Annotated in this window: 23 protein-coding genes; 5 read left to right on the forward strand and 18 right to left on the reverse strand. The window is 61.4% G+C overall.

The window, feature by feature from the left end; translation table 11 throughout:
* Positions 1-7: 7 nt before the first annotated feature.
* Together HWE04_RS20715 and HWE04_RS20720 are read right to left on the reverse strand one after the other, a co-directional pair.
* Positions 8-592: a chemotaxis protein CheW gene (locus tag HWE04_RS20715; RefSeq protein WP_077234809.1), complete on the reverse strand. Its 585-nt coding sequence runs from the start codon at positions 590-592 to the stop codon at positions 8-10.
* A 444-nt stretch (positions 593-1,036) separates the two neighbouring features.
* Positions 1,037-1,189: a rubredoxin gene (locus tag HWE04_RS20720; RefSeq protein WP_006461975.1), complete on the reverse strand. Its 153-nt coding sequence runs from the start codon at positions 1,187-1,189 to the stop codon at positions 1,037-1,039.
* A gap of 98 nt (positions 1,190-1,287) precedes the next feature.
* Between HWE04_RS20720 and thiD the strand changes: the two genes are divergently transcribed.
* Both thiD and hemL read left to right on the forward strand, forming a co-directional pair.
* Complete coding sequence (gene thiD, locus HWE04_RS20725) at positions 1,288-2,127, forward strand: bifunctional hydroxymethylpyrimidine kinase/phosphomethylpyrimidine kinase (RefSeq protein WP_006461974.1); 840 nt, start codon at positions 1,288-1,290, stop codon at positions 2,125-2,127.
* Between the two features lie 32 nt (positions 2,128-2,159).
* Positions 2,160-3,443, forward strand: coding sequence for a glutamate-1-semialdehyde 2,1-aminomutase (hemL, locus tag HWE04_RS20730; protein WP_077234787.1), 1,284 nt, complete (start codon positions 2,160-2,162; stop codon positions 3,441-3,443).
* A 129-nt stretch (positions 3,444-3,572) separates the two neighbouring features.
* On the opposite strand, the gene erpA is transcribed toward hemL, so the two are convergent.
* The 6 genes from erpA to rplM form a co-directional block, all read right to left on the reverse strand.
* Positions 3,573-3,938: an iron-sulfur cluster insertion protein ErpA gene (gene erpA / locus HWE04_RS20735; protein ID WP_077234788.1), complete on the reverse strand. Its 366-nt coding sequence runs from the start codon at positions 3,936-3,938 to the stop codon at positions 3,573-3,575.
* Between the two features lie 73 nt (positions 3,939-4,011).
* Positions 4,012-4,407 carry a bactofilin family protein gene (locus HWE04_RS20740; RefSeq protein WP_006461971.1) on the reverse strand — a complete coding sequence of 132 codons (396 nt, stop codon included), beginning with the start codon at positions 4,405-4,407 and terminating at the stop codon, positions 4,012-4,014.
* A gap of 9 nt (positions 4,408-4,416) precedes the next feature.
* Positions 4,417-5,121: a DUF6776 family protein gene (locus HWE04_RS20745; RefSeq protein WP_006461970.1), complete on the reverse strand. Its 705-nt coding sequence runs from the start codon at positions 5,119-5,121 to the stop codon at positions 4,417-4,419.
* Positions 5,122-5,144: 23 nt separating this feature from the next.
* A complete protein-coding gene (gene argC, locus HWE04_RS20750) occupies positions 5,145-6,182 on the reverse strand; it encodes an N-acetyl-gamma-glutamyl-phosphate reductase (RefSeq protein WP_006461969.1) in 1,038 nt (345 codons plus the stop codon).
* 288 nt (positions 6,183-6,470) lie between these two features.
* On the reverse strand, positions 6,471-6,863 hold the full coding sequence (gene rpsI / locus HWE04_RS20755) for a 30S ribosomal protein S9 (RefSeq protein WP_006461968.1): 393 nt from the start codon (positions 6,861-6,863) through the stop codon (positions 6,471-6,473).
* Positions 6,864-6,872: 9 nt separating this feature from the next.
* Complete coding sequence (gene rplM, locus HWE04_RS20760; RefSeq protein ID WP_006461967.1) at positions 6,873-7,301, reverse strand: 50S ribosomal protein L13; 429 nt, start codon at positions 7,299-7,301, stop codon at positions 6,873-6,875.
* Positions 7,302-7,933: 632 nt separating this feature from the next.
* Here rplM and HWE04_RS20765 point away from each other — a divergent pair.
* Positions 7,934-8,392, forward strand: coding sequence for an OsmC family protein (locus HWE04_RS20765; protein ID WP_241813585.1), 459 nt, complete (start codon positions 7,934-7,936; stop codon positions 8,390-8,392).
* A gap of 66 nt (positions 8,393-8,458) precedes the next feature.
* On the opposite strand, the gene coq7 is transcribed toward HWE04_RS20765, so the two are convergent.
* From coq7 to HWE04_RS20810, 9 genes are all read right to left on the reverse strand, one after another.
* Complete coding sequence (gene coq7 / locus HWE04_RS20770; protein WP_006461965.1) at positions 8,459-9,085, reverse strand: 2-polyprenyl-3-methyl-6-methoxy-1,4-benzoquinone monooxygenase; 627 nt, start codon at positions 9,083-9,085, stop codon at positions 8,459-8,461.
* Positions 9,086-9,190: 105 nt separating this feature from the next.
* Positions 9,191-10,225, reverse strand: a complete 1,035-nt coding sequence (gene pyrC / locus HWE04_RS20775; RefSeq protein WP_241813586.1) for a dihydroorotase — start codon at positions 10,223-10,225, stop codon at positions 9,191-9,193.
* Positions 10,226-10,439: 214 nt separating this feature from the next.
* Positions 10,440-11,168 carry an amino acid ABC transporter ATP-binding protein gene (locus HWE04_RS20780; RefSeq protein WP_006461963.1) on the reverse strand — a complete coding sequence of 243 codons (729 nt, stop codon included), beginning with the start codon at positions 11,166-11,168 and terminating at the stop codon, positions 10,440-10,442.
* Between the two features lie 66 nt (positions 11,169-11,234).
* A complete protein-coding gene (locus HWE04_RS20785) occupies positions 11,235-11,930 on the reverse strand; it encodes an amino acid ABC transporter permease (RefSeq protein WP_006461962.1) in 696 nt (231 codons plus the stop codon).
* Positions 11,931-11,933: 3 nt separating this feature from the next.
* Positions 11,934-12,683 carry an amino acid ABC transporter permease gene (locus HWE04_RS20790; protein WP_006461961.1) on the reverse strand — a complete coding sequence of 250 codons (750 nt, stop codon included), beginning with the start codon at positions 12,681-12,683 and terminating at the stop codon, positions 11,934-11,936.
* A gap of 205 nt (positions 12,684-12,888) precedes the next feature.
* Positions 12,889-13,836, reverse strand: coding sequence for an amino acid ABC transporter substrate-binding protein (locus HWE04_RS20795; RefSeq protein ID WP_039874310.1), 948 nt, complete (start codon positions 13,834-13,836; stop codon positions 12,889-12,891).
* Positions 13,837-14,690: 854 nt separating this feature from the next.
* On the reverse strand, positions 14,691-15,983 hold the full coding sequence (locus HWE04_RS20800; protein ID WP_241813587.1) for a Glu/Leu/Phe/Val family dehydrogenase: 1,293 nt from the start codon (positions 15,981-15,983) through the stop codon (positions 14,691-14,693).
* Positions 15,984-16,309: 326 nt separating this feature from the next.
* A complete protein-coding gene (locus HWE04_RS20805; protein ID WP_006461958.1) occupies positions 16,310-17,317 on the reverse strand; it encodes a LysR family transcriptional regulator in 1,008 nt (335 codons plus the stop codon).
* A gap of 86 nt (positions 17,318-17,403) precedes the next feature.
* Positions 17,404-19,308, reverse strand: a complete 1,905-nt coding sequence (locus tag HWE04_RS20810; protein ID WP_241813588.1) for an ABCB family ABC transporter ATP-binding protein/permease — start codon at positions 19,306-19,308, stop codon at positions 17,404-17,406.
* 191 nt (positions 19,309-19,499) lie between these two features.
* Here HWE04_RS20810 and HWE04_RS20815 point away from each other — a divergent pair, with 191 nt between their 5' ends.
* Together HWE04_RS20815 and HWE04_RS20820 are read left to right on the forward strand one after the other, a co-directional pair.
* Positions 19,500-19,934: an acyl-CoA thioesterase gene (locus HWE04_RS20815; protein ID WP_006461956.1), complete on the forward strand. Its 435-nt coding sequence runs from the start codon at positions 19,500-19,502 to the stop codon at positions 19,932-19,934.
* A gap of 96 nt (positions 19,935-20,030) precedes the next feature.
* Entirely contained in the window at positions 20,031-20,981 is a 951-nt protein-coding gene (locus HWE04_RS20820) for a 2-hydroxyacid dehydrogenase (RefSeq protein WP_241813589.1), read from the forward strand.
* Positions 20,982-21,061: 80 nt separating this feature from the next.
* Here HWE04_RS20820 and HWE04_RS20825 read toward each other — a convergent pair whose 3' ends face one another.
* Positions 21,062-22,762, reverse strand: a complete 1,701-nt coding sequence (locus tag HWE04_RS20825; protein ID WP_006461950.1) for a long-chain-fatty-acid--CoA ligase — start codon at positions 22,760-22,762, stop codon at positions 21,062-21,064.
* Positions 22,763-23,004: the final 242 nt, after the last annotated feature.

A 23,004-nucleotide genomic window follows, 5' to 3' on the forward strand; every position in this document is an offset into this window, starting at 1 on the left:
GGGCGGTCTACCGCCCTACCTCCAGGAAACTGCTGTCCTGACTCATTTGCACCAGGTCCAGCTCGTCCCATTGTTGGCCGCTGCTGTCTTTATAACGTTGGTTTGCACCAAGAATACGAATTCCTTCATCGTCATTTTTCGAGATTCTCACCATTTCTGATATGTCTCTCAGCCCCAGGACGGCCGATACCAGCAAGCCGCACTGTGGCGCAACCCCCGGAGCCAGTAACAAGGCATGACTGGCTGTGCCGACCCGCTGTAACGGCGCTCCTGCCAACCCCATCAGGTCGGCCAGACCGATCAGGTTGCCGCGAATGTTGAGCAGACCGCGAAACCAGGGCCGTGTCGCCGGCACAGGGGTGATGGCATGCCCGACCAAGGGGACGATTTCACCGGCCTGGGTCAGCGGCACCAGGCAGCGCTGGCCCTCCATGGCCACCGCCAGCCGCCGCGTATGCAGACTTTCGTGGTTGGAGGCGGCCATGCGGGACAGCAGCGAGGCCTGGAACTGCTCCAGTCCCTCGCGACCCCACCGATCCTGCGGCGGACACGCGTGTTGTGCGTCGATGACGAAATCCTTGGTGTGTGGCATACCAGCCTCTCGGAGCGATAGGAGAAATGCACCGTGCATCGGATGCGTGCCGATGCCACCGGATGGCCTGAGCCGACCGCCGTTGGCGGCTGGCCCAAGGTGCAAGCCTTTCTGGGGAGTGCCTGGTGCAAACGGCGCGGGCGTCTGGGCGCCCATCATCCGGTAAGCGGGACAGTGCTGGTACAGGGCTCGATTTTACCTAGAAAATCCCGAAGAATTTCCATGCGGCAAACTTATTCGACCAGACAGCACAACAAAGTGATGGAAAAAAGCCACGGATGGGGAAATTGACCTATATCAAATCCCGCATGGCAAGAAAAAGTGGGGGGGGAGGCGTCCCCGCAATAGGCGGGGACGCTCTGGAGGACATACTATCCGGCTATCCGGGGCATCAAAGGCGGATGGATGCAGCTCGGCGCCGCGGAGTGCGGCCAGGTGCTGCAATCAGATTGCGACCATCTCGAAATCTTCCTTGCGGGCGCCACATTCCGGGCAGGTCCAGTTGATGGGCACATCGTCCCAGCGGGTGCCGGGGGCGATGCCTTCTTCCGGCAGGCCTGCTTCTTCGTCGTAGATCCAACCACAGATCAGGCACATCCAGGTTTTGAATTCGGTTTGGCTGCTATTCGTCACGGCTGACTATCCCTAAAATCAATCAAGTAAAATGCTAAGTCAGCTATCTTAATCTACTCGACGTGCAAAACCAAACTCCCCCCCTCATCCTGAGCTTCGGCGCTGCCGATCCGGTCGGCGCCACTGGCGTCCAGGCGGATCTCGCCACCTACGCCGCCATGGGTTGCCACGGTTTGTCCGTCGTGACGGCCTTGCTGATCGGCGACACCGCCCGTGTCGAAGATGTGCAGGTGGTCGATGTCGACTGGGTCGCCGACCAGGCTCGCGTGATCCTGGAAGACATGGCCGTGGCGGCCTTCAAGGTCGGCGCGCTGGGCAGCATCGAGAATATCTCGGTGATCGCCGAAATCGTCTCCGATTATCCCGACGTGCCGCTGATCCTGGACCCGTTCATCAGCGCCCTGGCCAACCAGGAAGACGAGGACGACCGCCTCATTGCCATCCGCGAACTGCTGATCCCGCAAGCTACCGTGATGGTAGCGTCGGCCGGCGAACTGACCCGGCTGGCCGAGACCTGGCGCGAGCCGGTGACCGGCGATGCCCTGATGCTGGACGCCATGCGCATCATCGAGATGGGTTGCGAGTACCTGTTGGTGACCAATACCCAGACCGATCTGCAGGAGGTGGCCAACTCCCTCTTCGATGAATCCGGTCTGGTGCGCCAGGACGCCTGGCCGCGCCTGCCGGGGTCGTTCGTCGGCGCCGGCACGACCCTGTCGGCGGCACTGACGGCGATGCTGGCCAATGGCCTGGAGGTGCCACTGGCGGCCTCCGAGGCGCAGGAATTCACGCTGGCCGCACTGGCCAATGCCCAGCGCATCGGCATGGGCAAACTGATGCCGGACCGTTATTTCTGGGCGCGCGAATCTGAAGATCCGGACGCGCCTCCCTCCATCAACTGAACTGATCCCTGGATTTCATCCTTCGCACGCTCATGACCAAGACCAATGCCTCGCTCTTCGCCCGCGCCCAACAAAGCACGCCGGGCGGCGTCAATTCCCCGGTACGCGCCTTCCGCTCGGTAGGCGGCACTCCGCGCTTCATCGAACGGGCCGAAGGGCCGTGGTTCTGGGACGCCGAAGGCAAGCGCTACATCGACTACATCGGCTCCTGGGGACCGGCCATCGTCGGCCACGCCCATCCGGAAGTGGTCAAGGCAGTGCAGCAGGCGGCCGCGCGCGGACTGTCCTTCGGTGCACCCACCGAGGCCGAAATCGAGATGGCCGAGGAAATCATCAAGCTGGTGCCATCCATCGAACAGATCCGCCTGGTGTCCTCCGGCACCGAGGCGACCATGAGTGCGCTGCGCCTGGCCCGCGGTGCGACCGGGCGCGACAAGATCATCAAGTTCGAAGGCTGCTACCACGGGCATGCCGATTCGCTACTGGTAAAGGCAGGCAGCGGCCTGCTGACCTTCGGCAATCCGACCTCGGCCGGGGTGCCGGAAGATTTCGCCAAGCACACGCTGGTGCTGGACTACAACAACGCGGCCCAGTTGGAAGAGGCCTTCAAGGCGTCCGGCAACGACATCGCCTGCGTGATCGTGGAGCCGGTGGCCGGCAACATGAATCTGGTGCGTGCCAGCGATGAATTCCTCCAGACCATGCGCCGCCTGTGCACGCAATATGGTGCCATCCTGATCTTCGACGAGGTGATGTCGGGCTTCCGCGTGGCACGCGGTGGCGCCCAGGAGTTGAACGGTATCGTTCCCGACCTGACCGCACTGGGCAAGGTCATTGGCGGTGGTCTGCCGGTTGCGGCCTTCGGCGGTCGCGCTGAGGTGATGAAACACCTGGCGCCGCTGGGCGGCGTCTACCAGGCCGGCACATTGTCAGGCAATCCGGTGACGGTGGCTGCAGGGATGGCGACGCTGAAGATCATCCAGCAGCCGGACTTCTACAAGCACCTGACCATCCAGACCCGCAAGCTCGCTGACGGCCTGGTGGCAGCGGCCGGCGCGGCCGGGGTGACGTTCTCGGCGGACGCTGTGGGCGGCATGTTTGGCCTGTACTTCGATGCGAAGGTGCCGGCCAGCTATGCCGAGGTGATGCAGGGTGACAAGGAGCGCTTCAACCGCTTCTTCCACAAGATGCTGGACGCCGGCATCTACTTCGCGCCCTCGGCATTCGAAGCCGGCTTCGTCTCGGCACAACACAGCGATGCCATCATCGAGGAAACCATCGCTGCGGCCGCCAAGGCCTTTGCAGAGTTGGGTTGAGCCGGGATGCTGGAGCAATGACAGACGGATAGCCCGTCGCGCGATTGGCGAAAGAGGCAATGAAAAAAAGGACGCCGCGGCGTCCTTTTTTTGAGCCCCTCGACATGAGGTCGGGGGAACTTGCGGCGCTTAGACCGAGAACGACGAGCCGCAACCGCACGTGGTCGTGGCATTCGGGTTCTTGATGACAAATTGCGCGCCTTCCAGGTCGTCCTTGTAGTCGATCTCAGCGCCGACCAGATACTGGTAGCTCATCGAATCGATCAACAGCTGGACGCCGTTCTTGCTCATCGTGGTGTCGTCTTCGTTGACGATTTCATCGAAGGTGAAACCGTACTGGAAACCCGAGCAACCGCCACCCTGCACGAAAACGCGCAGCTTCAGGTCGGGATTGCCTTCTTCTTCGATCAGCTGGGCCACCTTGGCGGCGGCGCTGTCGCTGAAGTTGATCGGGGCGGGGATATCGGTTTGTTGCAGTTCGGCTACGGCATTCATTTCGGGCTCCTGCTGGGCTTGAGGCGGATCAATACACTAGATCGATAAAGCCATTATAAGCGCTTGCGGATTTTCATGCTTCCGACGATGCAGCCAGCTTGAGCACCGGAGTATCCACTGCCTGGTCATGGCTGAGCTTGCCGGAAACCAGCGCGCCGCCATGCATCTCCAGCGCCTTGTAGAAGACATTGCCGGTAATGCGAGCCTTGGGTTGCAGCTCCAGCAGTTCGGAGGAATGCACGTCGCCCACGATCTCGCCATTGACGATCAGATGCGCCGCGCGTACCTCGCCGACCACCTTGGCATGCTCGGAGATCACCAGCACGCTGGGCTCGCCGCTCTCGGCATTGATGTTGCCGTTGATATTGCCATCGATGCGCAGGCCGCCCCTGAAACCCACATCGCCCTTGATGGTGGTGGACATGCCGATCAGGCTGTCGATCGTGCTTTTGGTTTTGCGTGTAAACATGGAATCACCTCACAGATCTACCGACTGCTGGGCACGAACCTGGCCGCGGTCGAGAACACGAACGGCAACCGATTTGACGGTGGCCCCCTCGGGGATAGTCAGCAAGCCTTCGACCCGCTGGTAATACTTGAATGCGAGTCGGTAGCGCGCCTGGTCGGCGGCATTGCCTTCAGGAAAATTGAGTGTAGCATTTTTGCCGCCCTGCACAATATTGACACTAAGCTGTAGGTTTCCTGCAAACTGTTGCGTTCCCCCACCACCTTGCATCACCAGTACGCGGTAGCGCAGCTGGGTCGGCGCCGCCTGCTCGGCCTTGAAGCGCTGGATCGTGATGCCAGGTGCGCCCAGATTGGTCGGCAACAGACTGTCGAAGAAGGCCAGGTCTTCCTTCTGGCGGTTGTTTTCCGCTTCCAGGTTCTTCACCTGGGTCGCCAGCGTGGCCTGCGCGGTCTGCGCAATCTTCAGTTCATTCTGCGACGCATTGGAGGCAGATTGCAAGCGCTCGTTCTCCGCAGTCAGTTTCCTGACCTGCTCGCTAAGCTGCTCGATCTGCTCGCCGGCATCACCATGCAAGCCTGGCAGGTTGTTACGGCCGAGCTGGTAGGTCCAGACCGCCGCCAACGAACCCACGGCCAGCACCGCTGCCCACAGCAGGACCATCAGAGGCCATGGCAGGTGCCGCTTGATGGTCATCTTCGGCGCAGAAATCGTCATGCGCTGACGCCATAGGCGGTACTTCACGGCAGGACCGGGACCTGCTGCAGGCCAGTGGCTTCGTCCAGACCGAACATCAGGTTCATGCACTGGACCGCCTGGCCCGACGCACCCTTGACCAGGTTGTCCTGGACCACCAGCACCACCACGGTGTCACCACCGTCCGGACGGTGCACGGCCAGGCGCAGCATGTTGGAAGCGCGCGTGGTGCGGGTTTCGGGATGCGAACCGAAGGGCAGCACGTCGACGAAAGGCTCATCCTTGTAGGCAGCCTCGAACAGCGCCTGCAGGGCGGCGTTGTCGATTTCCTTGGTCAGCCGCGCATACAGGGTGGAATGCATGCCGCGGATCATCGGTACCAGATGCGGCGTGAACAGCAGGCCGACCTTGTCGCTGGTCAGGTGCGACAGGCGCTCGATGGTTTCCGGGGAGTGACGGTGACCGGACACGCCGTAGGCCTTGAAGTTGTCGGAGGCTTCCGAGAACAACAGGCTCAACTCGGCCTTGCGTCCGGCGCCGGAGACGCCCGACTTGCAGTCGGCGATCAGGTGCGAGGCATCGATCACACCGGCCTTCAGCAACGGCGCGAAGCCCAGTTGCATGGTGGTCGGATAGCAGCCCGGATTGCCCACCACTCGAGCCTTGCGGATGGCTTCACGGTTCAGTTCAGGCAGGCCGTAGGCGGCTTCCTTCAGCAGGTCGGTGCAGCTGTGCGGCAGCTTGTACCATTTCTCGAAGGCAGCCACGTCCTGCATACGGAAGTCAGCGGCCAGGTCGATCACCTTGACACCAGCAGCCACCAGTTCAGGCGCCTGGGCCATGGCCACGCCGTGCGGGGTGGCGAAGAAGACGACGTCGCAGTCGGTCAGCTTGGCCTTGTCAGGTGAAGAAAACGCCACATCCACACGGCCGCGCAGGGACGGATACATCTCGGCCACGGGCATCCCGTCTTCCTTGCGCGACGTCACTGCCTGCACCTTTGCCTGCGGGTGAGTGGCGAAAATACGCAGCAATTCGACGCCGGTATAACCGGTTCCGCCAACGATACCTACCTTGATCATGTCTGGTCCTTGCGAAAAAAGGCGAAGAAACATCGCCGTGGCGAGCGAGCGCCGGACGCGCGTGCAACACGCGCTGGAAAGCTTTTCATTTTATCAGGAGAATATTTCCCGCTGATTTCCCGTCAGGAAGTTATTTCGTGAAACAAGGACTTTTCCTGTCGGCCAGGCTCGTCGAATCACCAACGATAGGCTTCCCACTTTCACTCAAAAGCTCTGCAATGGCCGGCGAACAAAAAGCAAAAAGCCGTCGGCACGCATGCCGACGGCTTTCTGTGATGCGAGAAACGATTAACGCTTCGAGAATTGCTTTGCGCGACGTGCCTTGCGCAGACCAACCTTCTTACGTTCGACTTCACGCGCGTCACGGGTGACGAAGCCTGCGTTCGACAGAGCCGACTTCAGGCCGGCGTCGTAGTCGATCAGGGCGCGGGTGATGCCGTGGCGCACAGCGCCGGCCTGGCCGGATTCGCCGCCACCGTGGACGTTCACCTTGATGTCGAAACGTTCGACGTTGCCGGTCAGTTCCAGCGGCTGACGGATCACCATCAGGCCGGTTTCACGGGAGAAGTACTCGGCGGCGGGCTTGCCGTTGACGATGATGTTGCCCGAACCTGCCTTGATGAAAACACGCGCCACTGCACTCTTGCGACGGCCGGTTCCGTAATTGTAGTTACCGATCATGTCTGTTCCTTAGAGGGCGAGGGGTTTCGGTTGCTGCGCGGAGTGCGGATGGTTGCCATCTGCATAAACCTTCAGCTTCTTGATCATGGCGTAGCCCAGCGGACCCTTGGGCAGCATGCCCTTGACGGCCTTCTCCAGCGCACGGCCGGGGAAACGCTGTTGCATCTTCAGGAAGTTGGTTTCGTAGATGCCGCCCGGATAACCGCTGTGGCGGAAATAGGTCTTTTCAGTGGCCTTGGTGCCGGTCACGCGCAGCTTGCCTGCGTTGACGACGACGATGAAGTCACCGGTATCGACGTGCGGAGTGAATTCGGGTTTGTGCTTGCCGCGCAGTCGGAGTGCCACTTCGCTGGCAACACGTCCGAGGACCAAGTCCGTCGCGTCAATCACGAACCACTCGCGCTGAACCTCATGGGCTTTAGCGGAAAAGGTCTTCATGTTTGACTTTCTCTATCAATGTATAAACGCTCAAAGTGGCGGTTCCGGTCATGCGGGTCAGCCAATGTTGCCGGCTGTCCTTGGTGTTTCGCTTCGCGGACTCATCCTTTTATCTTCCCGAGCGCATGGGAAAGCCGGCAAGTATAGCCTTTTCAAGGACTTAGCGTCAAAAGGTTTCGGGGATTTGTGGCGCGAAGATCAGGCAGCGGCGCGATCCGGCAGGATTTCATTGCTCACCAGACAACTTCGGCCGCAACCCGCAGGAAAAAAGGACAAAAAAAAACCCGGACACTGTGGTTCCGGGTTTAATCCACACCAATGAGGAGGGTGGAGGAGACATCGTTACGTGCTGCAAAACTTCCGTTGAATTCAATATAGCAAAGCGGTTTGTGCATTGCAATAACGACCGCAAAATTTATTTGTAACCGTCTGAAAGCGGCATCACTGCTGACTCCAAGGATCATCTACAACCACCCGCCGGACGGTAACTGAATAATATTTCAACAATTTTTCTGCGTCGCAATAATCACAAACCTTCACCGCAGCAAGCTCTACTCCACCCGCCCTGGCTGCGGCCGGGGCCAGCAAAAGCTACAATAGCCAGCCTCACACAACCGATTTGGACGATACAGATGGAATGCACAGTGCGCTGGACCGGCTTGTCCGGCATGACCTTTACGGCCGAGACGGGCTCGGGCCACCTGTTGACGATGGACGGCGCACCCGACGGCGGCGGCCGCAACCTGGCACCGCGTCCGATGGAAGTGGTGCTGGCCGGCACCGGTGGCTGCACCGCCTACGATGTGGTGGTGATCCTGCGCAAGAGCGGCCAGGATGTGCGCGGCTGCGACGTGACCTTGAAGTCCGAGCGCGCTGACAGCGATCCCAAGGTCTTCACCAAGATCCATTTCCACTTCACCGTGCGCGGCCGCAATCTGAAGACAAATGTTGTCGAACGAGCCATCAAGCTATCCCACGACAAATATTGCTCCGCCTCGATCATGCTGGAGAAGACCGCAGAGATGACGCACTCCTTCGAGATCATCGACGACCTGACCGATATCTCCTCGGCGGTCGCCCAGCAGCAGTAAGCCGGGCAGCACCAACGAAAAAAGCGGCCAAGGCCGCTTTTTTCTTACCTACTCATTCGGGATCGCTCAGATCCGGTAGGCCACCGTGGTCATCACCTTGGCCATGGCCTTCATCAAGCCCCTGACCGGCGCCGGCATTTCGGCCGCCCCCAGGTCACGCGCCGCCTGACCGTGTTCGATCTCATCGATGCGCATCTGGTCGACGATGGCGCGGGAACGGTTGTCCTGCACCGGCAGTTTTTCCAGGTGGCCCATCAGGTGGTGCTCCACCTGGCGCTCGGTCTCAGAAACGAAGCCCAGGTTGCGAGCGTCCCCCAGCCGGGCGGCGATGCTGCCCAGCACATAGGCGCCGCCGTACCACAAGGGATTGAGCAGGCTGGTGTGCGAACCCAGTTCGCGCAGACGCTCGGCGGTCCAGGCCAGGTGATCCTCTTCCTCGATGCCTGCACGGACGAAGGCATTCTTGATCTCTGGCGTCTGCGCAAAGCGGCCCTGGGCGTCGTACAGCGCCTGGGCGCACACCTCACCCACATTGTTGACCCGCATCAGGCCGGCCGCGTGACGCTTCTCGGCCTCGTTCATGACCCCGTCCGGCAGGCCGCGCCCCGGGTTGGGACGGCTCTCGAACACCACGCCATTGATCACGCGCAGCGCCTTGTCGAAATCGGTAATCAGTTCATCGACGAATTGCATACAGCTCGCCTTTCTCTCGTTGTTGAGGACATCCCGGCGATGGCCTCCATCATCTGACGCGACCATGGCCGGGGACGAAGGAACAGGGCTGCCTCCCTGTGGGGGTCAGACCATCTTCCAGTTGATCTGTTCGCCGGCCGACAGCGGTACCACCGTGGCATCGCCCATCGGCAGCTCGGCCGGGATGGCCCAGCTTTCGCGCTTGAGCGTGACGGTGCCGGTATTGCGCGGCAGATTGTAGAAGTCCGGGCCGTTGAAGCTGGCGAAGGCCTCGAACTTGTCCAGCGCGCCGGCGGCGTCGAAGGCTTGCGCATAGAGCTCCAGCGCGTGCAGCGCGGTGTAGCAGCCGGCACAGCCGCAGGCATGTTCCTTGGCGCCCTTGGCATGCGGGGCCGAGTCGGTACCGAGGAAGAACTTGTCATTGCCGGAGGCGGCGGCGGCCACCAGGGCCTGGCGATGGGTCTCGCGCTTCAGCACCGGCAGGCAGTAGTAATGCGGACGAATGCCGCCCTTGAACATCTCGTTGCGGTTGAACAGCAGGTGGTGCGCGGTGATGGTAGCGGCGGTCGGCCCTTCGCCGGCCAGCACGTAGTCCGCCGCGTCCTTGGTGGTGATGTGCTCGAAGACCACCTTCAGCTCCGGCATGGCCTGGCGCAGCGGCTTCATGATGCGGTCGATGAACACTGCTTCGCGGTCGAACAGGTCGATCTCGGGATTGGTCACCTCACCGTGGACCAGGAAGGGCATGCCCACTTCCTGCAGCACTTCCAGGGTCTTGTAGCACTTGGAAAGATCGGTCACGCCGGCATCCGAATTGGTGGTGGCACCGGCCGGATAGAGCTTGACGGCCTTGACGAAGCCACTCTCCTTGGCGCGGCGGATTTCCTCCGGCGGGGTATTGTCGGTCAGGTACAGGACCATCAACGGCTCGAAGGCCATGCCTTGCGGCAGGGCCGCCAGGATACGGTCACGATAGGCGCCAGCCTGGGCGGTGGTGGTCACCGGCGGCTTCAGGTTGGGCATGACGATGGCGCGCGCGAACTGGCGCGCGGTGTGCGGCAGCACGTCGCGCATGGTGGCGCCGTCGCGCAGGTGCAAGTGCCAGTCGTCCGGGCGGGTGATGGTCAGTACGTTGCTCATTGCAATGATCTTTCGGTCTGGAGTGGGAGTAAGGCGAGGCATCCCGGCCATGCGGGCTGTGGAGAGCCAGCCGCGATGTCTTCAAGGGCGACATTCTACCGTAGCCGTCAAGCGCTCCGGGCGCCCTGCCGCCACCCGCTCTTGATGTAGCCCAAACGTCAAGGGCCGCCCCGTTGCCGGAGCGGCCCTTGACCTGATGCTGAGGGGCTGAAGATCAGTGCGTAATGATCTTGGCCAGGAAGTCACGCGCGCGCTCGGAACGCGGCTGCGCGAAGAACTCGTCCTTGGCGCAATCTTCCACGACCAGGCCCTTGTCCATGAAGACCACGCGATTGGCGACCTTGCGGGCGAAGCCCATTTCGTGGGTCACGACCATCATGGTCATGCCTTCCTGGGCCAGGCCGACCATGACGTCCAGCACTTCATTGATCATTTCCGGGTCCAGCGCCGAGGTCGGTTCGTCGAACAGCATGGCGATCGGATCCATCGACAGGGCGCGGGCAATCGCCACACGCTGCTGCTGGCCACCGGAAAGCTGGCCGGGGAACTTGTCCTTGTGCGCCAGCAGGCCCACGCGGTCCAGGTACTTCAGGCCCTTCTCGGTCGCCTCTTCCTTGGAACGACCCAGCACCTTGATCTGGCCGATGGTCAGGTTCTCACGGATCGAGAGATGCGGGAACAGTTCGAAGTTCTGGAACACCATGCCGATGCGCGCACGCAGCTTGGACAGGTTGGTCTTGGGGTCACCCACCGAGACGCCGTCGACGGTGATGGTTCCCTTCTGGAACGGCTCCAGGCCGTTGACGGTCTTGATCAGCGTGGACTTGCCGGAACCGGACGGGCCGCACACCACCACCACGTCGCCCTTCTTGACGGAGGTCGAGCAGTCGGTCAGGACCTGGAAGCTGCCGTACCACTTGCTGACATTGTTGAGTTCGATCATTTGATTCTCCTGGATTTCTGAATTCACTGGGCCGCCAGCCTCCCTGGGCGGCGGCCGTCATAGGCTTTAGCGGATGATGGCGATCTTCTTCTGGAAGCGCTTGACCAGGGTCGACAGACCGAAGCTGAGCACGAAGTAGACCACGGCCACGAACAGGTACATTTCCACCAGACGACCGTCACGCTGGGCGATCTTGGAAGCGCTGGTGACGAAGTCCGGCACCGAACCCAGCACGTACACCAGCGACACATCCTGGAACAGCACGATGGTCTGGGTCAGGAGGATCGGGGTCATGTTGCGGAAGGCCTGCGGCAGCACCACGTTGCCCATCATCTGCCAGTAGTTCATGCCGATGGCATACCCGGCGAACACCTGGCCACGCGGAATGGACTGGATGCCCGAACGCATGATCTCGCAGTAGTAGGCTGCTTCGAACAGGATGAAGGTGATCAGGGCCGACTGGAACGCCCCGACCTGGATAGGCTCGGAGGCACCAATGATCCAGGCACCGATGAAGGGCACCAGGAAGTAGAACCAGAAGATCACCAGCACCAGCGGAATGGAGCGGATCAGGTTGACGTAGGTGGTCGCGATGAACGACAGCGGCTTGTTGGACGACAGACGCATCATCGCCAGCAGCGTACCCAGGATGATGCCGCCCAGCATGGCCGAGAAGGTCAGGATCAGGGTGAACTTCAGGCCGGTCGTAAAGAGATAGACCCAGGAGCGCTGGATGACGTCGAAATCGAAATTGCTGAACATGGATCAATGCCCTCCTGCGCTGGTGCTGCCGCCGGTGATGTAACCCGGGACGGCGGTGACCTTTTCCAGCAGGCGCGCCATGAACAGGGCGATGACGGAAATGATCAGGTAGATGATGGTGGCACCGGTCAGGGCCTCGAAGGTCTGGAAGGTGAACTCACGCATCGAGTAGGTCGCGGCAGTCAGTTCGACCAGGCCGATGGTCAGCGCCACCGAGCTGTTCTTGATGATCGCGGCAAACTCGTTGGTCAGCGCCGGGATGATGATGCGGAAGGCCATCGGCAGCAGCACGTAGCGATAGGTCTGCACCGGGGTCAGGCCCAGTGCCGCACCTGCCATGCGCTGGCCGCGCGGCAATGCCTGGATACCGGTAGTGACCTGCACGGCCACACGTGAGGAAGTGAAGAAGCCCAAGGCCAGGGTCGCGGTCACGAAGGACGCGTCCGGCAGGCTCTTGATCCAGTCGCCGAGGGCGCCGGGCAGCAGTTCCGGCATCACGAAGTACCACAGGAACATCTGTACCAGCAGCGGAATGTTGCGGAACAGTTCCACATAGCCGTTGGCGATGCGCACGACCCATGGTTTGGTGGTGGTACGCAAGGTACCGAAGATGGTGCCCAGGATCAGTGCCATGATCCAGGCGCATGCGGCGGTGGCCAGTGTCCATTTCAGGCCTGCCAGCAGCGTATCGATATAGGGGATGCCATCGGGAGACATCTCCCAGAAGATTCCCCAGTTCCAGTTGTAGTGCATAAATGGCCTCGTCTGTGGTTCGAGTCTGTGTCGAGTCGTTTTATCTGTCGGGCGCGGTCACCAGGCAAATGCCGCGCCGCTTCTTGTAGGGTCAGGTCCGGTGACGTGGAAAAACGCCTTGCCCCATGGCAAACGCTTTGACACCGGCTAAACAAAACGGGGGACAGGCCCCCGTTTCGTCAGATTGCACCAGGAAATGCGCCGATTACTTCTTCTTGCCCATGTTCTTCTGGGCTTCCGGCACCACAGCGTAGGCGGCCGGATCGTAGGAATCGGTTGGCTTGGCCATCACTGCCTGCAGTTGCGGGCTCATCGGCACGTTCAGGTTGACACCCTTGGGCGGGATCGGCGACTGGAACCACTTCGCGTAGATCTTCTTGATGTCGTCACCCTTGTAGACCACGGTCAGGGCGTCGTCGACGACCTTCTTGAAGTCGTTGTCACCCTTCGGCAGGATCAGGCCGTACGGCTCGACCGACAGGGCTTCCGAAGAGACCTGGTAGTCGGCAGGTGCCTTGGAGTTGGCCGCCAGCGAGGACAGCAGGATGTCATCCATTACGAAGGCGGCGGCACGGCCGGTTTCCACCATCAGGAAGGCTTCAGCGTGGTCCTTGGCAGCCAGGATGTTCATGCCCAGGTTGCGTTCGGCGTTCAGCGCGGTGATCTGCTTCAGGTTGGAGGTGCCGGAGGTCGAGACCACGGTCTTGCCCTTCAGGTCATCCAGAGTCTTCAGATTGGCCGACTTCTTGGACAGGAACTTGTTGGCGGTCACGAACTCGGTCATCGAGAAGGCCACCTGGTTCCAGCGTTCCTGGTTGTTGGTCGCGGAGTCGCAGGAGATGTCGGTGGTGCCGTTGGCGATCAGGGGGATACGGGTGGCCGAAGTCACCGGAACCATCTTGATGTTCAGCGAAGTCAGACCCAGCTTCTTCTGGATCGCAGTTGCTGCCTTCAGGCACAGGTCGATCGAGTAGCCTTGATAGGACTGCTTGTCATCCAGATACGAGAAAGGAATCGACGAATCGCGCACGCCCAGCGTCAGAGTGCCGGAGTCCTTGATCTTCTTCAGACGGCCAGTGAATTCCTCGGCATGCACCGAGCTCATCAGCACGCTTGCCCCAACCAAAACCCCTGCTAGCTTCAATAACTTCATTGTGTGACCTCCTGGAAAAATTTTTTACGTAGTGTATCAAAAGCCCCATTCCGAAACCGCTTGCGCGGCGCCCGGAACCGGGCTGGCCGGCCGTATTGACGAGCCTGTTATTGTTCTCTGCCGTGCTGCCTATTCTGTGTGCTAACAAGGATCTTTGCCAGCATTGTTTGATCCACACCTGGCGCCTTCTTTCGAAGACCACCCCCACGGTGGACCCGCTGCAGACAAATTACCCATGCGCAACAGGCGGCGGGCGCATTGTACGACATATGCCACCGGGTCAGGCAATACGCAACTTCCCTGATGATGCAGTTCTCGGCCAGCAGCAGCGCTGGCACCCCCGGGAACGCGCCGGAAACTGCAATATGGCGCGCTTGGCGTCACGGCAGCGACAGTGTTCCTGTCAGCAATATCCATGCCAGAAATAAGATCCGTGAATGCCTCTGCACGGTGCGCGGGGACGCAGCCATGGAGACCTGAAGCACGCAGGCGCGGTTTGCCCATGACCGGCACAACACCAGTACGGGAGCGCCTTGCAGGGCGATGAAGTAGTTCGGGGAGAGAGGGGAAAAGCGGGAGGAAGGCAGAGGCGGGAGAGCAATGCGAACGATGCGCCGCAACCGCAATCAGGTTGGCATCGCAGGCGCAAACCGGGAGCGCACATGCAGCAGCGCCCGGCATGGAAATGCCGGGTTGTTCGATGATGATCCTGCGCCGCAAGGCTGGCTGGCCTGCGGTGCGCGTACGCACAGCCACCACGTCTCCTCCTAGAGCTGAGCTCATGCGGCCGACGATCTTCGATGCGTCGTCTTGGGCCGCCCAGGTCCGGTTGCCCGGACTGTTCTTTTATCGCATTACGGGTACAGACCACGCATTTCACGGGCCTGCAGAACGCGAGTACATGCCACGATGAAGGCCGCGGTACGCAGCGACACGTTCTTTTCTTCGGCCAGTTGCCAGACCGCGGCAAAGGCTTCGCGCATGATGCGGGTCAGGCGCAGGTTGATCTCGTCTTCGGTCCAGAAGAAGCTGGAGAAGTCCTGCACCCATTCGAAGTAACTCACGGTCACGCCACCGGCGTTGGCAATCACGTCCGGCACGATCAGCACACCCTTGTCGCGCAGGATGTCATCGGCGGCCGGGGTGGTCGGGCCATTGGCACCTTCCAAGATGATCTTGGCCTTGATGTGATTGGCATTGGCCTCGGTGATTTGCTGTTCCAGTGCAGCAGGCACCAGAATGTCGCAGTCGACCGACCAGAATTGGGCGCGATCGGCAATCTCGTCTGCACCTTCGAAGCCCTTCACGCTGCCGTTCTTGGCGACATACGCCTGCAGCGCCGGCACGTCCAGGCCACCGGCATTGAACACCGTGGTCACGTGATCCTGCACTGCCACCACCTTGGATCCGGCCTCGGCAAACAGACGTGCAGCGATGCCGCCAACGTTACCGAAACCTTGCACCGCGATCTTGGCATCCTTGATGTCCATGCCGCGCTTGGCAGCCGCTTCGCAACCCACCACGAACACACCGCGACCGGTCGCTTCATGGCGACCCAGGCTGCCACCCAGCGAGATCGGCTTGCCGGTGACCACACCCGAGGAGGTGCTGCCCTGGTTCATGGAATAGGTATCCATCATCCAGGCCATGATCTGCGAATCGGTGTTGACGTCGGGTGCCGGGATGTCCTTGTTGGGGCCGATGATGATGCCGATCTCGCTGGTGTAGCGACGCGTGACGCGCTGCAGTTCACCACGGGAAAGCGTCTTGGGATCGACGCGGATACCGCCCTTGGCGCCACCATAAGGCACGTTCACGGCGGCATTCTTGACCGTCATCCAGGCCGACAGCGCCATCACTTCGGAGAGCGTCACGTCCTGGTGGAAACGCACGCCGCCCTTGCCGGGGCCGCGCGAGGTGTTGTGCTGCACGCGATAACCTTCGAAGTGAGCGATGGTGCCGTCGTCACGCTCGATGGGTACGTCCACCACCAGGATGCGCTTGGGGCGCTTCAGGGTTTCTACCCAGCGCGCCAGCGAACCCAGGTAGGGCGTGACACGATCGATCTGCTCGAGGTAGACGCCCCACGGACCGATGCCGTGCGGGACGAGATAGGAAGGCACTTCGTGATTAGGTACGTTCGACATGATGCAATCGCTCCTTTGAGTTCCGTGCGGGTCAGGACAAAAGGCTTCCGAATTCCGAAGTTCGCCAGGGCATGTTACTCCGTCGGCGCCAGCCTGGAAGCAGCGCCACAGGCGTCTGCACGGGCCGGGACGGAGCACGTCCTGCCAGCACGACGCCTCCTGCGTCTACTGGAAATTCGTGCCGGTCCGATTCAGCGCCGCCATCGTAGCCAGCCGGCCAAAACAAGGCTAATGCTTTGTGAGCATGCAATTATGCAATCCATGCATAACCTTCTATAACCCTTGATGAAAGCGCGATTGCGGCGATCACCCCACCCTTTTCCGGCTCAGGATTCGCGTTTTTCCGCCGCACGGGCGGATTTGCCTGCCGCCACCTTCTGGCGCTCATCACGCTCCAGCTTTCCCTGCCGCTGCGTATCCAGGTCGACCAGGTACTCCCACAGGCGCGCCACCAGTGCCTTGCCGGTGCGTTGCGGGGTGGGACGTTCGCGGTAGAGGCGGATCTCCATCTCCACCTCCCACTCGCCGGTCGGGCCATCCGTGCGTGCCAGCTGCCGATTTCGCACTTCCCGGACCACCGAGGACTCCGGCAGGAAGGCCACCCCATGGCCCTCCAGCGCCATCATCTTCAGGCTTTCCGACATGTCGGTCTCGTAGTGCTTGGCCAGGTGCAGCGGCCGCTTGGTATCGGCCATCATCAATTCCACCATGCGCCCCAGATAGGCATTGCTGGTGTAGGAAAGAAACGGCAGCGGCGCCTTGGCGCTGCCGGGGAAGAGGTAGTCGGGCCGGCCCTGCCGATCACAACGCGAGTAGGGACGCATCGTCTCGGTTCCCATGGTCAGCATGTCGTAGCGGCTGGCATCGAGTTGCACCGGCTGGCGTGGATGGTGATAGCACAACAGCAGGTCGCAGCCGCCTTCGACGATGGTCATCACGGCATCGTGGACATTCAGGGCGATCAGGCGGGTATTGATGGAGCCGAAGCCGGACTCCAGCGAGCTGAGCCACTTCGGCATGTAGGTCAGCGAGAGCGTATGCGGGACTGCGAAGTCGATGGTGGTCTGGGCGGTAGGTCGCTTGCCGTGCAGCAGCGCCCGGGTATTGTTGATCTGGCCCAGCATGGCCACGGCCTGCTCGTAGAACACTTCACCGGCCGGCGTGAGGCGGGTGGGATAGGAAGTACGGTCGATCAGGTCGGTACCCAGCCAGGCCTCCAGCGACTGGATACGTCGCGAAAAAGCCGGTTGCGTCACATGCCGCAACTCGGCCGAGCGACTGAAACTGCGCGTTTCCGCCAGGGAGACGAAATCCTCAAGCCATTTGCTTTCCATTGCCCGCCCACTTCCCGTTCTAGGTCGAATGGCGAATTGTGCCGCTGCGCCCGTGCCGGCGCAAGCAGCGTCGGCACGTGGCCCTGCTAGCGCTGTTCGGCCGGCCTCAATACACTGGGTTCGGCATCGGGCGCGAGCAGCACCGCTTCGCCTTCCTTGAGCGGTGCGGCGGAGGCACTGTCCTCGTCACCTCCCGCCTGCTGGCGCAGCCACATCTGCGCGTACAGACCATCGGCCATCAGCAAGCCCGCATGGGTACCGCGCTCGACGATGCGGCCATGGTCCATCACCAGGATCTGCTGCGCATTGACGATGGTGGAAAGCCGGTGTGCGATGACCAGCGTCGTGCGTTCGCGCGCGATCTCTTCGAGCTGTTGCTGGATCGCCTGTTCGGCACGCGAATCCAGGGCCGACGTCGCTTCATCGAAGATCAGGATGGCCGGATCTTTCAGAAGGGTGCGGGCGATGGCCACGCGCTGCTTCTCACCGCCGGACAGCTTCAGGCCACGCTCGCCCACCATGCTGGCATAACCGTCCGGCAGCGACTCGATGAAGTCATGGATATAGGCCGCCTTGGCCGCCGCCACGATCTGCTCGCGCGTGGCGCCGGGCTTGCCATAGGCGATGTTGTATTCGATGGTGTCGTTGAACAGCACCGTATCCTGCGGCACGATGCCGATGGCCTGGCGCAGCGAGGCTTGCGTGACATTGCGCAGGTCTTGCCCATCGATGCGGATGGCGCCATGGTCGACGTCATAGAAGCGATACAGCAGCCGCGACAAGGTCGACTTGCCCGAGCCGCTGTGGCCGACCACGGCGGTGGTGGTGCCGGCCTGGACCTTGAAATCGACATCAAAAAGAATCTGGCGATTGCGCTCGTAGCTGAAATCGACGTGTTCGAAATGCAGCTCCGCGCCCTGCGTACGCAGGGGCTGTGCACCGGGGCGGTCAGCCACTTCGCGGTTTTCTTCCAGCAGCGAGAACAGGCGCTCCATGTCGGCCATGCTCTGCTTGATCTCGCGATAGAGCACACCCAGGAAGTTCAGCGGGATGTAGAGCTGGATCATGAAGGCATTGACCAGCACCATGTCGCCCAGGGTCATGCTGCCATCGATCACACCGGCGGTGGCGCGCCACAGGATCAGCGTGACCGCGATGGCGATGATGGCCGACTGTCCGGTATTGAGCAGCGAAAGAGAACTCTGCGATTTCACGGCGGCCCGCTCGTAGCGCTGCAGGCCTTCATCATAGCGGCGCGCCTCGAATTCCTCGTTGCCGAAATACTTGACCGTCTCGTAGTTGAGCAGCGAATCGATGGCACGCGTATTGGCGTTCGAATCGAGTTCGTTCATGGTACGGCGGAAGTGCGTGCGCCACTCGGTCACGGTGATGGTGAACAGGATGTAGAGCACCAGCGCACCGGCCGTGATGAGCGAGAACCAGATGTCGTAATGGGTAACCAGATAGGCCAGCACCAGCACGATCTCGATGATGGTGGGCAGGATGGAAAAGAGCGTGTACGACACCAGCGTGGAGACGCCACGGGTACCGCGCTCGATGTCACGCGTCATGCCGCCGGTCTGGCGATTGAGGTGGAAGCGCAGCGACAGGGCATGCAGGTGACGGAAGACCTGCAATGCAATGGTGCGCACCGCCCTTTGGGTGACGCGGGCGAACATCAGCTCCCGCAGTTCGGTAAAGAGCGCCGTCGCCAGTCGCAGCGCGCCATAGGCCACCAACAGGCCCAGCGGCAACACCAGCAGCGCCTGCGGATGGGAGGCGGTGATGGTCATGGCATCGACCAGCTTCTTGAGCACCAGCGGCACGCCGACGTTGGCCAGCTTGGCGCCGACCAGGAAGGCCAGCGCCAGCATCACCCGCCACTTGTAGGTCCACAGGTAGGGTAGCAGGGTCTTGACCACATCCCAGTCGCCACGCTGGCGCTTGATCGGTGCTTGAGGTGAGGCAGATGAATTGGGGTAACGACGCATGGGGACGGACCTGGAAATAGGGAGGCGGCGGCAGGCGGCGCAGAGCCGTCTTCGGAGGCGGCGCAACAAAAGACCGACATCCGATACACTAGGGCCTGTCGGTTTCGATACAAACCCGCAACACCGCAAACCCCGATTATAAGAGCCATCCCGCGAGCGCGCCGGGGCTTCCCCTCTCCAAGGAGTCATGCATGTCCCATACCGTCCCCCAACTCCCGCCCGGCAAGGCGCCGCAACTGCGGGTCATGCCCATGCCGTCCGACGCCAACGTCTATGGCGACGTCTTCGGTGGCTGGATCATGGCCCAGGTGGACATCGCCGGATCGCTGCCGGCTACGCGCCGTGCCAATGGCCGGGTGGCGACCATCGCGGTCAATTCCTTCCTGTTCAAGAATCCGGTCTTCGTGGGTGACCTGCTGTCCTTCTATGCCGACATCGTCAAGGTCGGCAATACCTCCATCACGGTCAATGTCGAAGTCTATGCCGAACGCAACCGGCTGCAGACCGAGATCGTCAAGGTCACTGAGGCCACGCTGACCTATGTGGCCACCGACGAAAGCCGCAAGCCACGTCCCTTGCCGCCGCTGGACCCGGCCGGCCAGGGCAGCCTCAGCCCGGCGCTGTAGCCACAGATTCCGCTGCGGGCTTGAAAAGATTTCAGCCCGTGGCGTATCAATAGTCCGTATCGTAACGACTCCATCACCGCTTCCTCCCCAGTGACCATGACTTCCAACGAACGCCCTACCATCCTGATCGTCGCCCGCCTGCCACAGCATCTGCTGGATCTGCTGCAACAGAATTTCACTTGCCACAACCTCGTGCTGGACCAGCTCAGCGACGACCAGCTCGCCGCCATCGCCCCGCAGGTGCGTGGCATCGCCGCCAATGGCGAGGCGAAGGTCGGGCGGGAATTCATGGCGCGCTTTCCGGCGCTGGAAATCGTCTCGGTATTCGGCGTCGGCTACGACGGTGTGGATGTGCCGGCTGCCCGCGAGCGCGGCATCCATGTCACCCACACCCCCGACGTGCTGACCGATGACGTGGCCGACATGGCCATCGCGCTGATGCTGGCCGTGGCACGCAACGTGGTGCGCGCCGATCGCTTCGCCCGCAGTGGCGAATGGAAGAACGGCCCCTTCCCCTTCACCACCAAGGTCAGCGGCGCGCGGCTGGGCATCGTCGGACTGGGACGCATCGGCGAAGCCATCGCCCGCCGCGCCGCCGGCTTCGACATGGAGATCGCGTATCACAATCGCTCACGCAAGGACGTTCCCTACACCTACTTCGGCGACATCAAGTCGCTGGCGGCGGCGGTCGATTTCCTGGTGATGATCACCCCCGGCGGCGCCGGTACCCGTGCACTGGTCAATGCAGACGTGCTGGAAGCGCTCGGTCCCAAGGGTTTCCTGATCAACGTGGCACGCGGCTCGGTGGTGGATGAAACCGCGCTGATCGCCGCGATCAAGGCCGGCACCATCGCCGGTGCCGGTCTGGATGTGTTCGAGAACGAGCCCAATATCCCTGCCGAACTGGCCGCCCAGGAGAACGTGGTGCTGACACCGCACATGGCCAGCGGCACACTGGTCACACGCACCGCCATGGCCGATCTGGCCTTCAACAACCTGCAGGCGCATTTCAGTGGCAAGCCGGTGATCACGCCCGTGCCGGACTGATCTTTCCCGCCCCGAAAAAAAATCGCTGCCGGAGTGATCCGGCAGCGATTTTTCATTGGAGCGCTACGATTTACATCCGGTCAGGCGGCCCGTTTCTGCTGGGCCTTGGCCGGCTCGTCGCGCAACTCGCGACGCAGGATCTTGCCGACGTTGGTCTTGGGCAGCTCATCACGGAACTCGATGTACTTGGGCTTCTTGTAGCCGGTGAACTGCTCCTTGCAGTAGGCCATCAATTGCTCGCTGGTGAGCGACTTGTCCTTGCGCACCACGAAGAGCTTGACCGCCTCGCCGGTATGTTCGTCCGGGACGCCCACGCAGGCGCATTCCAGCACGCCCGGATGCTGCGCCACCACGCCTTCGATCTCGTTGGGATAGACGTTGAAACCGGAGACCAGAATCATGTCCTTCTTGCGGTCGACGATACGGGTGTAACCCAGGGCATCCATGATGCCGATATCGCCGGTCTTGAAGAAACCGTCCGGCGTCATGACCTTGGCCGTCTCATCGGGGCGCTGCCAGTAACCCGGCATCACCTGCGGACCGCGGATGGCGATCTCGCCCGGCTGGCCGAGCGGCACCGGATTCCCATCGTCGTCGAGGATGGCGATCTCGGTCGAGGGCAACGGCAGACCGATGGTGCCGGTGTATTCTTCGATGGTGCAGGGATTGGCGCTGGCGATCGGCGAGGTCTCCGACAGGCCGTAGCCTTCGATGATGGGGCAGCCGGTCAGCTTCTTCCACTTGTCGGCCACGCTTTGCTGCACGGCCATGCCACCACCCACGCAGCAGCGGTAACCGGAAAAGTCCAGCTTGGCGAAATCGGCATTGTTGAGCAGTGCGTTGTAGAGCGTATTGACGGCCGGGAAGGTATTGACCTTGTACTTGGCCAGCTCCTTGACGAAGCCGGGGATATCACGCGGGTTGGGAATCAGCAGGTTGAGCGCGCCTTCGCGTGTGCCAAGCATGTTGCAGACAGTCAGCGCAAAGATGTGATACAGCGGCAAGGCACAGACGAACACCAGCTGGTCGATGGGCTTGCCGGCCTTGAGCGCCGGGGTCAGCCATTCCTCGGCCTGCAGCACATTGGCCACCAGATTGCGGTGGGTCAGTACGGCGCCCTTGGCCACGCCGGTGGTGCCACCGGTGTATTGCAGGAAGGCGACGTCGTCAGGCGTCAGGCTGACCGGCCGCAACTGCTTGCCCTGCGCTTGCGACAAGGCACGGCTGAAGCTGATGGCGTTGGGCAGCGACCAGGCCGGCACCAGCTTCTTCACGTGGCGCACCACCAGGTTGACGATGGCACCCTTGAGCGTGCCCAGCAGCTCGCCCATGCTGGCCACCACGATATGCTTGATGCTGGTATTGGCGACCACCTTCTGCAGCGTGCAGGCAAAGTTTTCCAGCACGAAGATGGCTTCGGCGCCCGAATCCTTCAACTGATGTTCCAGCTCGCGCGCTGTATAGAGCGGATTGACATTGACCACGGTATAACCGGCCCGCAGGATCGCCGCGATGGCGATCGGATACTGCAGCACATTGGGCATCATGATCGCCACCCGGGCGCCCTTCTGCAGCCCCAGTCCCTGCAGCCAGCCGCCCAGCGCCCGCGACATGGTATCCAGTTCGCTGTAACGCAGGTACTTGCCCATGCAGACGTAGGCATTGCGGTCGGCGTGCCTGGTGAAGGCTTCATCGATCATCTGTACCAACGAGCCGTAACGGCCGGGGTCGATGTCCGCGGGAACGCCTGCAGGATAGGATGCAAGCCAGAATCTTTCCATAGTGTGTCCTCTGTCTCCGGTCATAACGTGCGCTGGGGCTGGGCGGTGTCATGTTGCGACCGCTTGGCGCGCACAGCAAAAAAAGCACGAGTGTTTTTTTATTTAACGCAGATGCTATCCAGCATTCGACCGCGGGGCAAGCACTTTGCGCCCGAATTAAGTGAATTTTTGTGAAATGCCCTCCGTTCGGGGGTACTTCGCGCCGGGTAATGATGAAGGCCGCGCCTGGACAGACCGGCCAA

It is taken from the genome of Herbaspirillum sp. C7C2, from assembly GCF_022627865.1.
Lineage (GTDB): Bacteria > Pseudomonadota > Gammaproteobacteria > Burkholderiales > Burkholderiaceae_D > Herbaspirillum > Herbaspirillum frisingense.